Genomic DNA, 14,904 nt, shown 5'->3' with positions numbered 1-14,904 from the left:
TATTTATGTAAATAAAAAACACTATATAAAAGAAAATTTATTTTCTCTTAATATAGTGTTTTTAATTTAACTACTTAATTCCTAAAATGAAAGTTAAATAATAAAATACAACAGCTGCTGAAAATAGGATAGAATCAAACCTATCTAAAATCCCACCATGACCTGGAATTAGATTGCTATAATCTTTTATTCCAACATATCTCTTTATAGAAGATGCAACCAAATCTCCAAATGTACTAAATCCACCACAAAGCGCACCAATAATAAAGAAATGATATAAAGGGACTTGAACTATGTAACATCTTACGAACATTCCAAATAATCCACAAAAAATTGTAGCTCCAAGCAATCCACCAATTAATCCTTCAACAGTCTTCTTAGGACTAACTTTAGGACATAACTTAGTTTTTCCAAAACGTCTTCCAGCATAATATGCTGTAGTATCAGCCATCCAAGATCCGATAAATATTAGCCAGACATAAAACATTCCTCCATCTTTTATGTTAACCAAATATATAAAACTAAAGAATATACCAACATATATAAATCCTAGTATCGTAAGTGCTACATCAATAAAAGTATGTTTTAAATTAATTACAGGTATAATCAATAGTAAAAAAGTTCCTAATATTATTAAATGCATTAACGTCTGAAAATTATGATTAAATAAATAATATGCTACTAAAAGTACATATCCAATTAATCCAATAGGATTAAATTTTTGCTCTTTTAATGCTTTATAAAATTCATATAATCCTAAAACTGATAATGCAAAAGTAAATATCTCTAAAGACAATCCTCCAACAAAAACAAAAAGAATAAAGGGAGCAATCATTAAAGCCCCTAAATATCTATTATCAGATTTCAAATTATTCACCTCAATCTACTTAATTCCACCAAACCGTCTGTCCCTATTTTGAAAATCATAAATTGCCATTCTTAAATCCTTCTCCGTAAAATCAGGCCAATTTATATTTGAATACCAAAATTCAGAATATGCACATTGCCATAACAAGAAATTACTTAACCTTTGCTCACCTGAAGGTCTTATTATAATATCTGGATCTGGCATGTTGGCAGTATATAAATATTTTTCTATAGTTCTTCCATCTATATCATCAATTGCTATTTCCCCTTTTTCTACAGCAGCTGCAACTTCTTTAGTTGCTCGTATAATTTCATCTCTTCCCCCATAATTTAAAGCAAAATTCATAACTATTCCTGTATTATTTTTAGTTCTTTCCTTTGCTCTTTTAATCTCATCAATACATTCTCTTGGGAGCCTAGATAAATCTCCTAGAACATTGATTAGAACTCCATTAGCATCCAGTTCATCAATTTCTTGTCTTAAATACTGAACCAAAAGTTTCATCAAAGCACTTACTTCTTCCTTAGGCCTCTTCCAATTTTCTGTTGAAAAAGCGTAAAAAGTCATATATTTTACGCCTAGCTTATCTCCTTCTTTAATGACTCTTCTAATAGTTTCAACCCCTGCTTTATGCCCCATTGCTCTTGGAAGGTTCTTTGCCTTAGCCCATCTTCCGTTTCCATCCATTATAATAGCTATATGTTCTGGAATCCTATTCATATCTATTTCAATTCTATTATTATCATGTGAATTTACTTTTCTATCACTTTTAAAAAAGTTTAACAAGATAAGCACCTCCAAAAGTAAATTTAAGAAAACCTGCTAAAAGAGCAGGTTTTCTTATTAGCTCTATATTGACATTATCTCTTTTTCCTTAGCGGTAATAATAGCGTCAACTTCTTTTACATATGAGTCGGTAATCTTCTGAACATCATCTTCGCCTTTTTTAACTTCATCTTCAGATATATCACCATTTTTTTTCATTCCCTTAATCTTTTCATTAGCATCTCTTCTTATTGACCTTATTGCAACTTTAGCTTCTTCACCAGTTTTCTTAACATTTTTCACTAGGTTCTTTCTTGTTTCTTCTGTTAATTCTGGTATTATCAATCTAATGACAGAACCATCATTTGAAGGATTAAGTCCTAAATCCGACTTCAATATAGCCTTTTCAATATCCTTTAATATTGTTTTTTCCCAAGGCGTAATCATTAAAACTCTTGGTTCTGGAGCTGATACGTTAGCCACTTGAGTTAATGGACACGGACTACCATAATAATCTACTTGAATTCTATCAAGCATTGTTGGATTAGCTCTTCCTGCTTTCATAGTTTGTAAATCACCTTTTAAAACAGAAATAGTCTTTTTCATCTTTTCTTCAGAATTTTTAATTACATCTTTTATCATAAAAACCCTCCTACTATTTAGTTACTAATGTTCCAAGTTTTTCGCCTAAAATTGCTCTCTTAATATTTTTTGGATCATCAAGTCCAAATACTAATATTGGAATATTATTATCCATACATAATGAAGTAGCAGTTGAATCCATAACCTGCAATCCTTGATCTAATACATCTATATATGATAATGTATCATATTTTTTTGCATCATCATACTTATGTGGATCTTTATCGTAAACTCCATCTACTTTTTTAGCTAAAAGTATAACATCAGCCTCTATTTCAGCTGCTCTTAATGCGGCTGTAGTATCAGTTGAGAAATAAGGATTTCCTGTTCCTGCTGCAAATATTACAACTCTTCCCTTTTCAAGATGTCTCATGGCTCTTCTTCTAATAAAAGGTTCAGCAATTTCCTTCATCTCGATAGCAGTTTGTACTCTTGTCATAACTCCAACTTGTTCTAATGAATCTTGTAAAGTTAAAGCATTAATACATGTGGCTAACATTCCCATGTAATCAGCAGTAGTTCTATCCATACCTTCACCACTTCTGCCTCTCCAAATGTTACCGCCACCAACAACAGCTCCAACTTCAACACCCATATCTACGATTTCTTTTATTTCTAGTGCTATCTTTTTAGCAACATTAAAATCTAATCCAAATCCATTTTCACCTGCTAACGCTTCTCCAGATAGTTTTAACATTACTCTCTTGTACTTACATTCAGCCATTTTTATACCTCCAATATGTTATGAATTATTATTCTTTAAAAAAAGAGAACACTGAGTGTTCTCTTTGGTTTTATTTACCCATTTGCTTAGCAACTTCAGCAGCAAAGTCTTCTTCGATTTTTTCGATTCCTTCGCCTCTTTCGAATCTTACAAAGCTATTAATTGTTATTGGAGAACCAACTTCTTTAGCCTTTTCTTCAACAAACTTAGTTATTGTCTTATCGCCATCTTTAACCCATAATTGTTCTAAAAGACAAACTTCCTTGTAGTACTTTTGAATTCTTCCCATAACCATTTTGTCAACGATTTTTTCAGGTTTTCCTTCATTAAGAGCTTGAACTCTATAGATTTCTTTTTCTTTTTCTAGTGCTTCATTATCAACATCATTCTTGCTTAAGAATAATGGATTTGCAGCAGCTACTTGCATACATATTTCTTTAGCAACTTCAGCTAAAACTGGAGATTCAGTTTCACATCCTAATTCAACTACAACACCAATTCTTCCGCCACCATGAATATAAGTTTGAACAGCTCCCTTTTCTACTTGGAACTTCTTAAATCTTCTAACTGTCATATTTTCACCAAGTGTAGCTATTAATTCAGTTAAAGCTTCTTTAACAGTCTTTTCACCTTCATACTTTTCTTCTAAGAACTCTTCAACAGTTGCAACACTTGTTTCAGCAGCCATTTTAGCTAATCTGTCAGCAAAGCTTACAAATTGATCATTAGCAGCAACGAAGTCTGTTTCACAGTTAACTTCAACTATACCTGCTGTTTTATTATCATCTGTTATATAAGTTTTTACAAGACCTTCTGCAGCAACTCTTCCAGCCTTCTTAGCTGCAGCAGCTAATCCCTTTTCTCTTAAGAATTCTATTGCTTTATCTATATCTCCATTAGTTTCTGTTAAAGCCTTTTTGCAGTCCATCATTCCTGCGCCAGTTCTTTCTCTTAATTCCTTAACTGATTTTGCAGTTATCATATTTAATTCCTCCTTAATTTTGAAAGTAACCCTTACCATTTAGGGTAAAAGGTAAATGAAGTATACCTCACCTACCTTTTATTTAAAATACTATTCAGCTAGTTGTTCCCCTTGTCTTCCTTCAATGATTCCATCAGCCATTTTAGCAGTTATTAATTTAACAGCTCTTATAGCATCATCATTACCAGGTATTACATAATCAACTTCTTCTGGGTCACAGTTAGTGTCAACTATAGCAACTACAGGAATTCCTAAAATCTTAGCTTCTGAAATAGCATTCTTTTCCTTTCTTGGATCTACTACGAACATTGCTCCAACATTAGCAGCATCTAAGTTTCTTATTCCTCCAAGATTCTTTTCAAGTTTTTCTAATTCACCTTTAAGCTTTATAACTTCTTTCTTAGGTAAAACTTCAAAAGTTCCATCTTCTTGCATCTTTTCAATTTGTTCTAATCTCTTAATTCTAGTCTTTATTGTTTCAAAGTTAGTTAACATTCCACCTAACCATCTGTTATTAACAAAGTGCATGTTTGATCTTATTGCTTCTTCTTGAATAGCTTCTTGAGCTTGTTTCTTAGTTCCTACAAATAAGATATCTTTTCCTTCTATTGAAACTTCCTTAATAAAGTTGTAAGCTTCTTCTGCTTTCTTTACAGTCTTTTGAAGATCTATTATATAGATTCCATTTCTTTCTGTAAAAATGTAAGGAGCCATCTTAGGGTTCCATCTTCTTGTTTGATGTCCAAAATGAACACCAGCTTCTAATAATTGTTTCATTGATATTACTGACATTTTGTTACCTCCTGGTTTTCCCTCCACTATCGTCATTTTCGTTCATACACCTATATCATAGGCACCAAATAAACTCATTGGATAGTGTGTGTATTATTTTTTCCTTAGTAAGTATACCATAAGGTTTTTTCTCTATCAACAATATTTTATATATTTTTCTAACTTTATATTCATAAATACATTAATTGGCTAATTTTAGTAAGATAATAATAAAAAAACTTGCAATAAACTAAATTACTGCAAGTTCAATACCGTATTACAAATAATATGTATACTTTAAAATACTTATTTTATTTTTTTCAATTCTTCTAGCAATTTTTCATTTAGTATTTTAATATGAGTTCCCTTCATTCCTAATGACCTAGACTCAATTACTCCAGCACTTTCAAACTTTCTCAAAGCATTTACTATAACACTTCTCGTTATGCCAACTTTATCTGCAATCTTTGAAGCTACAAGGAGTCCTTCTTCTCCATCTAATTCATCAAAAATATGTTCCACTGCTTCTAGCTCTGAATAAGATAAAGTTCCTATGGCTAACTGTACAACAGCTTTTTTTCTTGTTTCTTCTTCGATTTCATCTTGTTTAGCTCTAAGCATTTCTATACCAACTATTGTTGCACTATATTCAACGATAACTTGATCTTCTTCAGTAAAAGGATTACCAAATCTAGCTAAAATTAAAGTACCTAACCTTTCTCTATTTCCAATTATTGGCACAATAGTAGAAAGCTTGTCTTCCATATTGCATTGACCCTCTCCTTCTAACACACACAATCCTCCGTTTGGAAGGTTTGATAATGTTTCTGACTTCTCCAAAAGCTTTTCATTATAGTCAGCGGGGAATCTTCTTTCGTCAACTACCTTTTTCTTCATAATCTCACATTCGAAATTCTTAGTAAAAGTGTATCCTAATATTTTTCCTTTCCTACTAGCAATGTATACATTACACTCTAAAACTTCACTTAAAACTTTGCATATGTCTTCAAAGACAACCGGCTCAGTTCCTGATTTCTGTAAAATCTTGTTTAACATTCGCGTTTTACTAAGTAATGATGGCATTAATAATCCTCCTTGTAATATAACCACATAGATCATCCGTAAGTTACTAATAATTAAAATAATTTAAATAATTTAAATAATTTAAATATTCAAATTATTTATTAACTCTTCTAAGTTTACCACAGCACATATTTTATTACAACTATATTTTCACTACTTATATTTTACCCAACTTGTTTAATTATACCCATTATATTAATAATATTGCCTTTATAATTTAAACTCCAAAGAATCTTTTATATACCTAATTTTCTTAGGAGTTTAAATTAACTTTAACTTTCTTCTTTCTCTTCCTTTGGCAACTCTTTCTTATAATCACATTCTGAGTTAGCACATTGAATATAATTTCCGCTTTTCTTAGAATACTTCTTTACCATATACGTATTGCACTTTGGACATTTCTCTTCAACAGGTTCATTCCAACTAACAAATTTGCATTCTGGATATCCTGAACATCCGAAAAATTTCTTTCCTCTTTTACTCTTCTTGGCAACAATTTTTTTCCCGCACTCAGGACATGCTACATCTAGCTCTTCCACTAAAGGTTTTGCATTCTTGCACTCTGGATATCCAGGACATGCTAAGAAATTGCCATACCTACCTCTTTTAATAACCATCATTCTACCGCATTTATCACAAGGAACATCACTTACCTTGTCCTCAATAACAACTTTAGCCACTTCTTTTTCAGCTTTATCTATGGCTACTTTTAGTGGTTGGAAGAAATCTGCAACAACTTTTCTCCAATCAGCACTTCCTTCTTCAACACTATCTAAATTTTTCTCCATTTCTGCTGTAAAATCCACATCAACAATTTGAGTAAAATATTCACTTAATATATTATTAACTATAAAACCTAATTCAGTTGGAAATAAATTTTTCTTTTCTCTATTCACATAATCCCTACTAAGTAAAGTAGAAATTGTAGGAACATAGGTACTTGGTCTTCCTATTCCTTTTTCCTCCATTAGTTTAACAAACGATGCTTCTGTAAATCTAGCAGGAGGTTGAGTGAAATGTTGAACGCCTTCTATAGACTGTGATTCTAAAACTTCACCTTCCTCTAATTTAGGTAACACTACCGCATCCTCTTCTTCTTTTATAGTATAGTCATACAGTTTCATAAATCCATCAAATTCCACTGTAGATCCACTAGCTTTAAATTTATAATCCCCATTCATTATATCAATGGAATTTGTATTTAAAACACATGTTGCCATTTGACTAGCCATAAATCTCTTCCATATTAGAGAGTAAAGCTTAAACTGTTCAGGTGTTAAACTAACTTTAGCTACTTCTGGTGTTATCTCTACATATGTAGGTCTTATCGCTTCATGTGCATCTTGTATATTCTTCTTTCCTTTATAAACTCTTGCTTTCTCTGGTAGATATTCTTTTCCATATGTTTTTTCAATAAACTCTAAAGCACTTCCTTGAGCTTCATCTGAGATTCTTACAGAATCCGTTCTCATATAAGTTATTAGTCCTACTGTACCATGTCCTTTGACTTCTACTCCTTCATATAATCCCTGAGCTATCGACATAGTTCTTTTAGTCATAAAGTTTAGTTTTCTACTAGCATCCTGTTGAAGAGTACTTGTTGTAAAAGGAGGCAATGGATTTTTGTTCTTTTTGCCCTTCTTTATTGCCTTAACTTCAAAACTGCCACTTTTTATTTCGTCAATTATTTTATTTGCTAATTCTTCATCATCTATTTCAATTTTTTTATTGTTTCTAGAAACTAACTTCACTGAAAACTTTTTTCTGTCTTTTTTTAAAACACAGTCAACTGACCAATATTCCTTTGGTATAAATTCTTTTATCTCATTTTCTCTATCACAAATAATTTTTAATGCTGCAGATTGAACTCTTCCTGCACTTAATCCCCATTTTACATTTCTCCAAAGTATAGGGCTAATCTCATATCCAACTAATCTATCTAATATTCTTCTTGCTTGTTGAGCATCTACTAAATCGAAATCAATCTTTCTAGCACCTTTAAGCGATCCCTTAACAGCTGTTTTGGTAATTTCATTAAATACAATTCTACATTCGGAATCTTCTGATATTTTTAATATGTTAGCTAAATGCCATGAAATAGCCTCACCTTCACGGTCAGGGTCAGTTGCAAGGTAAACTTTATCTGCTTTCTTAGCTGATTTTCTAAGTTTATCTATAAGTTCCCCTTTTCCTCTAATTGTAATATACTTTGGATTAAAGTTATCCTCTATATCAACGCCTAACTTACTCTTAGGTAAATCCCTAACATGACCCATTGATGCTTCCACTATATAATTTTTTCCTAAATATTTTGCGATAGTTTTTGCCTTTGCAGGTGATTCAACTATAACTAAATTTTGACCCATACAAAAAACTCCATTTATTCTATGGAGTCTTCACCCCCTTATAACTCATATAATTCTAGCATAATAATTGCCAGGCAAACTAATTATTTCATTTTTAATTTGCATATCAAATAATACATTAAATAATGCTTCTCTGTCAATAACAGACCTATTTACTATTTCATCAATATGTATAGGTTCCTCAGAAATTAATGATAATATTTTTTTCTTCACTGGAGAATCTATTGCTTTACTTTCTTTAGATCTTAGATCTAATAATGTATGTAAATCTTCCATTGAACAAAAAATTTGTGCGCCATCTCTTATAAGTTTATTGCATCCACTACTTCCTTTAAAAAATATGGATCCCGGCACAGCCATCACATTTCTTCCTTGCTCTATTGCATATCCAGCAGTAATAAGAGAACCACTTCTATCAGAAGCTTCTACTACTATTACCAATTCACTTAGTGCGCTAATTATCCTATTTCTTCTGGGAAAATTATAACTTAGTGGCTTGGTTCCAGGTATAAATTCTGACAAAATTAGCCCATCATTAGCTACTTCTTTAAAAAGAAATCTATTTTGAGCAGGATAAACCACATCTATTCCTGAACCAAGAACAACTATAGTTTTTCCTTTTTCATTTAACACAGTCCTATGTGCAACTGAGTCAACACCTTTAGCTCCTCCACTTATGATTGTGATATTATAGCTATTTAATTCTTTTGTCAATAGCTTTGTTACCTCAATTCCATATGAAGTACAAGCCCTAGACCCCACAATTGCTACGATTCTGTTTTTTAAGATCTCTTTATTTCCCTTATAAAACAATCCATAAGGTGCATATTTTATAGTCTTTAACCCTTCAGGATAATCCTCATCATCTCTTGTTATTAAGCCGACCTCATTTTCTATAGTCCATTTATAAATTTCTTCTGCCTTCTCTAAGAATAATTCTTTCTTATAAGTTTTTATTTTATTCATAATAATATTATTTTCATTTATTATATCCAAAAAATTATCGTAAATTATCTTAGGATCTTTATATTTATTTAATAAGTTCAACTTTATTTCTTCATTTATGTTTAACATTAATAACCATATCTTAAATTTCACAAACTGTCTACCCCTTTCATACAACTTCACCATTATAATTCTTTCTAAATCCTATAGCTTCGATTACATTTGACTCATTAATATCATCTAATCCATCTATATCTGCAATAGTTCTAGCAAGCTTTACTACTTTGCCCAAGGCCCTTAATGACGGTTTGCTACTATTAAAATATTGTTCTAATATTTTTTTTGATTTTTTACTTAACCTACAAATCTCATATATATCTTTACCTCTTATCTCAGAATTATAATTGTATCCACTTCCATTAAGTCTTTCAAATTGCTTTTCTCTTGCACATACAACCCTGTTTTTCATTCTTTTAGAATCACAACTATTATTAGCTCTTCTTAAATCCTCATAATTAATTTGAGGGACATATATATAGATATCTATTCTATCTCTTAACGCCTTAGATAATCTATTTATATATCTATTTCTTTGAAATTCTGTACAACTACAATTATTATCTCCCAAAGACTCTAAACTCCAATTACCGCAAGGACACAAATTAAATGCTCCAACAAATAAGAACTTTGACGGAAGAACTGTATTTCCATGAAGCCTATTAATATGGATTATCCCTTCTTCTATAGGTTCTCTTAACCCTTCTAAAACTGATCTTTTAAACTCTAGCAATTCATCTAAAAACAAAACCCCCTTATGTGCAAGGGTTACCTCACCAGCTCTTAGCACATTTCCGCCACCTATTATAGAACAGGTTGTAGCTGTATGGTGAGGGGTTCTAAAAGGTCTATCAACCCTGCTACCTTCTTCTAGCAATCCAGATATACTATATATTTTTGCAATTTCCAATTCTTCTGACTTGGATAAGTCAGGAAGTATTGAAGGAAGTGCTTTAGCTAGCATACTTTTCCCAACTCCTGTGCTGCCATACAGTATTACATTATGATTACCAGCAGCAGCAATTTCCATACCACGTTTTGCATTTTCTTGTCCTATTATATTTGAATAATCAAAAATTTCTGCGTTCCTTTTAAATTCAAAGTCGTCCATTTCAAACGGAAGAACATCTTCGTAATTTATAAACGAAACCACTTCCTGTAAACTGTTAAACGGATAGTATGAACCTTTATCATATATGCATTCATTTACATTATCATAAGGAAACACAAACTTATTAAATTTCTTTTCAATCCCTTCTAATATTATAGGGAGAGTTCCTTTTACTCTTTTAATATCTCCCATTAGAGAAAGTTCACCAAAGAAAATATATTCATTAAAATCTATTTCTCTCATTTGTCTTGTTTCCATAAGTATTCCTAAAGCTATAGGCAAATCTAACAATGATCCAATTTTCCTAACATCTGCTGGTGCCAGATTTATTGTTATCCTACCTAGTGGAAATTCAAAGCCACTATTTATTATTGCAGATCTAACTCTTTCCTTTGCCTCTTTTACCGATGCATCTGGTAATCCTACTATTGAAAAATTGGGAATACCACGTGTAATATCAACTTCTACTTCAATCACTATTCCTTTTAGCTCTGAACATGTTGCACTATAAATTTTTATTGCCATATTTATCACCCCTCTAGATTATTACCATAGACATGATAGTTAAACCTAATATATGAAGATTATTTTTTTATAGAAATGGATATCATCTTAATATATTTTTATTGGAGGTATACATGTTTAAAGATAACAAACATATAGGAAATTATGGAGAAGACTTAGCTACAAAATTTCTCCAAAGCAAAAATCATCTAATATTAGAGAGAAATTTTCGAACTGCAAGAGGTGAAATTGATATTATATCAAAAATTGAGGATATCCTAATATTTACTGAAGTAAAAACAAGATATAATAAAAATTATGGATTTCCCTCAGAATCAATTAATTATTTTAAGGTTATCACAATAAAATTCATTGCTTCCTATTTTATTCAAAAGAAGAAACTCTATAATCTTAACATTAGATTTGATGTTATAGAAATATACTTAAATTATTATGATGAAAACTATAGAGTAAATCATATTGAAAATGCATTTTAATAATTAGAACTTCTATTTAAAATGTTCAATTTTTATTATCTAGTTCTCTAAAAAAACAAAAGTGCCTCAAAACAACTTTTAGTTATTTTAAAACACTTAAATCATATTTAAAGTATCTTTGTTAAAAAACTCTTTCTATGTATCTCACAAGGACCAAACTTCTTTAATCCTTCTACATGTTTAATCGTCCCATAACCTGCATTATCTTCAAAATTATAGTATGGATATTTTTCAGCATATTTCTTCATAAGATTATCTCTATACACCTTTGCTACTATAGAGGCAGCAGCAATACACGCACTCTTTGTATCCCCTTTTATTACATACTTATTTTCTATATTAATACTTTTCACCAAATATCCATCAGATAAAACTAAATCAGGTTTTATATTCAAATTATTACATGCATCTAAAAAGACCTTATTATTGGAATATGCTATTCCTTTATTATCTATCTCAGTATGCGATGAAATAGCTATCTCATAAGCTAGCGCCTTTTCCCTTATTATACTTGCAAGTTCTTCTCTTTTCTTTTCCGAAAGTTTCTTGGAATCATTTATGCCTAAAATTAGCTCTTCATCTAATACATCTTCGTCTAAAATTACTGCACAAGCAACTATGGGACCTGCCAAGGGACCTCTACCAACTTCATCTACTCCAGCTATGTATTTATAATCACCAAATGACCTATCAAATTCATACATAGATCTTACTCTTGAGATCTCTTTTTCTATCTTTTCTTTACTTTTTTCAAGTCTAATTCCCAAAGATGAAACATTTTTTCTACTGTCACTCTTTAAATTTTCTATTAATCTGAAGAAATTATCTTCCTTCATTTCTTCATATATATCAATTTCATCAATATATGTCTTTACCTCTTTATAACTTAATGAACTTATTTCCATGTTAAAAGGTTTCATAATTTTCTCCTTTACTTAGGGTCTCTCCAAAGTTATATTTCCTATTTTTCCACCTCTAAATTCATCTAATAGAATAACAGCTATTCTATTATAATCAATCTCTCTTCCTTTCATTATGCACCCTCTTTTAATAGCTATAGCATCAAGTGTTTCTAACGGATTATCAAAAACTTCCTCTATCTTATACCTTTCTATTAGCTTTTCAGGATAGAAAGTTTGCAATCTTTCCACTAATTTATAAGCTAATTCTTCTATATCCATAACTTCATCTTTAATAGCTCCAGTAAACGCTAAATTCAGAGCAGTTTCCTCATCTTCAAATTTAGGCCATAATACTCCTGGAGTATCTAACAATTCTATCCCTATTGAAGTTTTTATCCATTGTTTATTTTTAGTTACTCCTGGTCTATCTCCTGTTTTTGCTATTGTATTCCTAGCCATTTTATTAATAAATGTTGACTTACCGCAATTTGGAATACCTACAACCATTACCCTAGTTGTAATATTAACCAAGCCTTTAGCCTTAAGTCTATCATGCTTTTCCTTTAAAAGTTCTAACAATGCTGGTCTTATTGCATTTGTTCCTATACCTTTTAAACAATTCACTTCTAAAACCCTTATATTATCACTAGATAAAGCACTTATCCAATTATTGGTTACTTTTCTTTCTGTTAAGTCACATTTATTTAATAATATTATCCTAGGTTTACTTCCAACTAATTTATCTATATCAGGGTTTGCAGAACTCTTTGGAATCCTTGCATCCCTTATTTCAATAACAGCATCCACTAATTTTAAGTTTTCTTTGATCTCTCTTTGAGTCTTTTTCATATGTCCTGGAAACCAATTTATAGCCATACATTTACCTCCTAAATTTAAGTAAGAAAAAAGAGGACTTTACAGTCCCCCTTCCCAAAAGAAAAATTATCTTAATAATTCTTTAACTTTAGCAGCCTTACCTACTCTATCTCTTAAGTAGAATAATTTAGCTCTTCTTACTTTACCTCTTCTAGTAACTTCAATCTTTTCGATGATTGGAGCATTGATTGGGAAAGTTCTTTCAACACCTGTACCATAAGCAACTCTTCTTACAGTAAAAGTTTCTCTTAAACCACCATTTTGCTTCTTAATAACAGTTCCTTCAAAAGCTTGAACTCTCTCTCTGTTACCTTCTTTAATTTTTACGTGAACTTTAATAGTATCACCAACATTAAAGCTTGGTAAATCAGTTCTGATTTGTTCTTGTTCTATTTGTCTTAATATTTCGTTCATTGTGCATTCCTCCTTTAGATAATTTTGACGTTCATGCAAAAGCCTTGTTCCACAGAGGAGCGCCCGTACTAGCACAAATTATATTGTATCATAGCAAAATTCTTTAAGCAAGATTTTTTTATATTTTATCATTATTTAATATTTTTACATCTTCCTTGCTTAATTCAACCTTTTTGTAAAGATCTATTCTTCTTTTTTTAGTAATTAAAAGAGACTGCTTTCTTCTCCACTTTCTTATATTCTCATGATGACCAGATAATAGTACTTCTGGAACCTTATCTCCTTCATATACTTCTGGTCTTGTATATTGTGGGTACTCTAAAAGCCCATCTGAATAAGATTCTTCAATAAAGCTTTCTTCCCTTCCCAAAACCCCAGGAACTAGTCTTAAGATAGAATCAATTACAGGTATTGCTGCCATTTCACCGCCAGTTAGTACAAAATCCCCTAAAGATATCTCCATATCAATATGCTTATACACTCTTTCATCTATTCCTTCATAATGACCACATACAAATATTAGTTCTTTTTCTCTAGAAAGTTTTTTTGCCATGTCTTGAGAAAAAGTCTTTCCTCTAGGTCCTAAAAATATTACCTTGCCTTTATTCTTTTCCTTACAGACTTTAATTGAATCTACTAAAGGTTGCGCAGCCATAACCATTCCTGCACCACCACCGTAAGGATAGTCATCTACTTTCTTATGTTTACTAAGAGTATGATCTCTAATATTAACATACTCCATTTCAACCAATCCTTTTTCCTTTGCTCTTCCAATAATTGAACTATCAAATATAGAAAACATTTCTGGGAAAAGTGTTAGCACACTAATCTTCATCTTGCCATTCTCCTACAGGACTAATGAGTATTTTTTTCTCTTCCACATCCACATCTAGTACTATATCCGGAAGAACTGGTATTAGTAATTGTTTTGGTTCTTTAATCCAATAAACATCATTATTCTTAGTTTCTATTACATCAAAAACTTTTCCTAAATCTTTACCTTCAGTATCATATACTGTACAGCCTATTATATCCACCACATAAAATGTATTTTCTTCGAGCTCTGGTTCTTCATCCCTAGGTACACTTAAAAATTTTGTTTTATATTCTTCGGCTGTATTCATATCATTAATTCCTTCAAGCTTTAAAATAACTCTGTCCTTTTGGAATTTAACACCTAATATTTCTAACCACTTATCATCTACTAATACCTTTTTATATCTTTTAAAATTTTCTGGATTATCAGTAAGGCACATAACCTTAACTTCACCCTTTATTCCGTGAGTATTTACTATCTGCCCAACTTGAAAAAATTCGTTATTCATATATTTTCACCTCTTCTTATAGGTAAATGTATGCATACTTTCTAAATATAATAAGCTAAACATAATTAACTT

16 protein-coding genes are annotated in these 14,904 nt (G+C 31.0%); 1 reads left to right on the top strand and 15 read right to left on the bottom strand.

Translation table 11 applies throughout. The features are described 5' to 3' along the window. Window positions 1-70: 70 nt before the first annotated feature. The 10 genes from FAY47_RS02805 to FAY47_RS02760 form a co-directional block, all read right to left on the bottom strand. Window positions 71-868, bottom strand: a complete 798-nt coding sequence (locus FAY47_RS02805) for a phosphatidate cytidylyltransferase (protein ID WP_143314899.1) — start codon at window positions 866-868, stop codon at window positions 71-73. Window positions 869-883: 15 nt separating this feature from the next. Continuing rightward, window positions 884-1,654, bottom strand: coding sequence for an isoprenyl transferase (locus FAY47_RS02800; RefSeq protein ID WP_143314898.1), 771 nt, complete (start codon window positions 1,652-1,654; stop codon window positions 884-886). 63 nt (window positions 1,655-1,717) lie between these two features. Further along, complete coding sequence (gene frr / locus FAY47_RS02795; RefSeq protein ID WP_143314897.1) at window positions 1,718-2,275, bottom strand: ribosome recycling factor; 558 nt, start codon at window positions 2,273-2,275, stop codon at window positions 1,718-1,720. A 13-nt stretch (window positions 2,276-2,288) separates the two neighbouring features. Then, complete coding sequence (gene pyrH, locus FAY47_RS02790; protein ID WP_143314896.1) at window positions 2,289-2,999, bottom strand: UMP kinase; 711 nt, start codon at window positions 2,997-2,999, stop codon at window positions 2,289-2,291. A gap of 70 nt (window positions 3,000-3,069) precedes the next feature. Beyond that, window positions 3,070-3,981 carry a translation elongation factor Ts gene (gene tsf, locus FAY47_RS02785; RefSeq protein ID WP_143314895.1) on the bottom strand — a complete coding sequence of 304 codons (912 nt, stop codon included), beginning with the start codon at window positions 3,979-3,981 and terminating at the stop codon, window positions 3,070-3,072. 90 nt (window positions 3,982-4,071) lie between these two features. Further along, a complete protein-coding gene (gene rpsB, locus FAY47_RS02780) occupies window positions 4,072-4,773 on the bottom strand; it encodes a 30S ribosomal protein S2 (RefSeq protein WP_143314894.1) in 702 nt (233 codons plus the stop codon). Window positions 4,774-5,058: 285 nt separating this feature from the next. Next, window positions 5,059-5,835, bottom strand: a complete 777-nt coding sequence (codY, locus tag FAY47_RS02775; protein ID WP_143314893.1) for a GTP-sensing pleiotropic transcriptional regulator CodY — start codon at window positions 5,833-5,835, stop codon at window positions 5,059-5,061. Between the two features lie 272 nt (window positions 5,836-6,107). Continuing rightward, window positions 6,108-8,201: a type I DNA topoisomerase gene (gene topA / locus FAY47_RS02770; protein WP_143314892.1), complete on the bottom strand. Its 2,094-nt coding sequence runs from the start codon at window positions 8,199-8,201 to the stop codon at window positions 6,108-6,110. A gap of 45 nt (window positions 8,202-8,246) precedes the next feature. Beyond that, window positions 8,247-9,299 carry a DNA-processing protein DprA gene (gene dprA / locus FAY47_RS02765; protein ID WP_143314891.1) on the bottom strand — a complete coding sequence of 351 codons (1,053 nt, stop codon included), beginning with the start codon at window positions 9,297-9,299 and terminating at the stop codon, window positions 8,247-8,249. Between the two features lie 16 nt (window positions 9,300-9,315). Beyond that, window positions 9,316-10,839 (bottom strand): YifB family Mg chelatase-like AAA ATPase, encoded by a 1,524-nt coding sequence (locus tag FAY47_RS02760; RefSeq protein ID WP_143314890.1) that lies wholly within the window; start codon window positions 10,837-10,839, stop codon window positions 9,316-9,318. A gap of 113 nt (window positions 10,840-10,952) precedes the next feature. On the opposite strand from FAY47_RS02760, the gene FAY47_RS02755 reads away from it, so the two are divergent. Beyond that, the gene (locus FAY47_RS02755) at window positions 10,953-11,315 is read left to right on the top strand and encodes a YraN family protein (RefSeq protein ID WP_143314889.1); all 363 of its coding nucleotides are present in this window, start codon (window positions 10,953-10,955) and stop codon (window positions 11,313-11,315) included. Between the two features lie 107 nt (window positions 11,316-11,422). Here the strand turns inward: FAY47_RS02755 and FAY47_RS02750 are convergent, their stop codons facing one another. The 5 genes from FAY47_RS02750 to rimM form a co-directional block, all read right to left on the bottom strand. Beyond that, window positions 11,423-12,235: a ribonuclease HII gene (locus FAY47_RS02750; RefSeq protein ID WP_143314888.1), complete on the bottom strand. Its 813-nt coding sequence runs from the start codon at window positions 12,233-12,235 to the stop codon at window positions 11,423-11,425. 15 nt (window positions 12,236-12,250) lie between these two features. Further along, window positions 12,251-13,093 carry a ribosome biogenesis GTPase YlqF gene (gene ylqF, locus FAY47_RS02745; RefSeq protein ID WP_143314887.1) on the bottom strand — a complete coding sequence of 281 codons (843 nt, stop codon included), beginning with the start codon at window positions 13,091-13,093 and terminating at the stop codon, window positions 12,251-12,253. A gap of 66 nt (window positions 13,094-13,159) precedes the next feature. Then, on the bottom strand, window positions 13,160-13,507 hold the full coding sequence (gene rplS / locus FAY47_RS02740) for a 50S ribosomal protein L19 (protein WP_143314886.1): 348 nt from the start codon (window positions 13,505-13,507) through the stop codon (window positions 13,160-13,162). A gap of 118 nt (window positions 13,508-13,625) precedes the next feature. After that, window positions 13,626-14,342 (bottom strand): tRNA (guanosine(37)-N1)-methyltransferase TrmD, encoded by a 717-nt coding sequence (gene trmD, locus FAY47_RS02735; RefSeq protein WP_143314885.1) that lies wholly within the window; start codon window positions 14,340-14,342, stop codon window positions 13,626-13,628. Then, on the bottom strand, window positions 14,332-14,832 hold the full coding sequence (rimM, locus tag FAY47_RS02730) for a ribosome maturation factor RimM (RefSeq protein ID WP_143314884.1): 501 nt from the start codon (window positions 14,830-14,832) through the stop codon (window positions 14,332-14,334). Before rimM ends, trmD begins: the two co-directional genes overlap by 11 nt. Window positions 14,833-14,904 lie beyond the last annotated feature (72 nt).

The organism is Clostridium sp. HBUAS56017 (assembly GCF_007115085.1).
GTDB lineage: Bacteria > Bacillota > Clostridia > Clostridiales > Clostridiaceae > Clostridium > Clostridium cibarium.
This window is presented reverse-complemented; position numbering and strand designations above follow the sequence as displayed.

What these genes read in the sequence shown, in the direction of transcription:
- trmD (WP_143314885.1), bottom strand. Translation starts at nt 14,342, where the DNA reads ATGAAGATTAGTGTGCTAACACTTTTCCCAGAAATGTTTTCTATATTT.
- rplS (WP_143314886.1), bottom strand. Translation starts at nt 13,507, where the DNA reads ATGAACGAAATATTAAGACAAATAGAACAAGAACAAATCAGAACTGAT.
- topA (WP_143314892.1), bottom strand. Translation starts at nt 8,201, where the DNA reads ATGGGTCAAAATTTAGTTATAGTTGAATCACCTGCAAAGGCAAAAACT.
- rimM (WP_143314884.1), bottom strand. Translation starts at nt 14,832, where the DNA reads ATGAATAACGAATTTTTTCAAGTTGGGCAGATAGTAAATACTCACGGA.
- FAY47_RS02755 (WP_143314889.1), top strand. Translation starts at nt 10,953, where the DNA reads ATGTTTAAAGATAACAAACATATAGGAAATTATGGAGAAGACTTAGCT.
- rpsB (WP_143314894.1), bottom strand. Translation starts at nt 4,773, where the DNA reads ATGTCAGTAATATCAATGAAACAATTATTAGAAGCTGGTGTTCATTTT.
- codY (WP_143314893.1), bottom strand. Translation starts at nt 5,835, where the DNA reads ATGCCATCATTACTTAGTAAAACGCGAATGTTAAACAAGATTTTACAG.
- FAY47_RS02760 (WP_143314890.1), bottom strand. Translation starts at nt 10,839, where the DNA reads ATGGCAATAAAAATTTATAGTGCAACATGTTCAGAGCTAAAAGGAATA.
- FAY47_RS02750 (WP_143314888.1), bottom strand. Translation starts at nt 12,235, where the DNA reads ATGAAACCTTTTAACATGGAAATAAGTTCATTAAGTTATAAAGAGGTA.
- ylqF (WP_143314887.1), bottom strand. Translation starts at nt 13,093, where the DNA reads ATGGCTATAAATTGGTTTCCAGGACATATGAAAAAGACTCAAAGAGAG.
- pyrH (WP_143314896.1), bottom strand. Translation starts at nt 2,999, where the DNA reads ATGGCTGAATGTAAGTACAAGAGAGTAATGTTAAAACTATCTGGAGAA.
- frr (WP_143314897.1), bottom strand. Translation starts at nt 2,275, where the DNA reads ATGATAAAAGATGTAATTAAAAATTCTGAAGAAAAGATGAAAAAGACT.
- tsf (WP_143314895.1), bottom strand. Translation starts at nt 3,981, where the DNA reads ATGATAACTGCAAAATCAGTTAAGGAATTAAGAGAAAGAACTGGCGCA.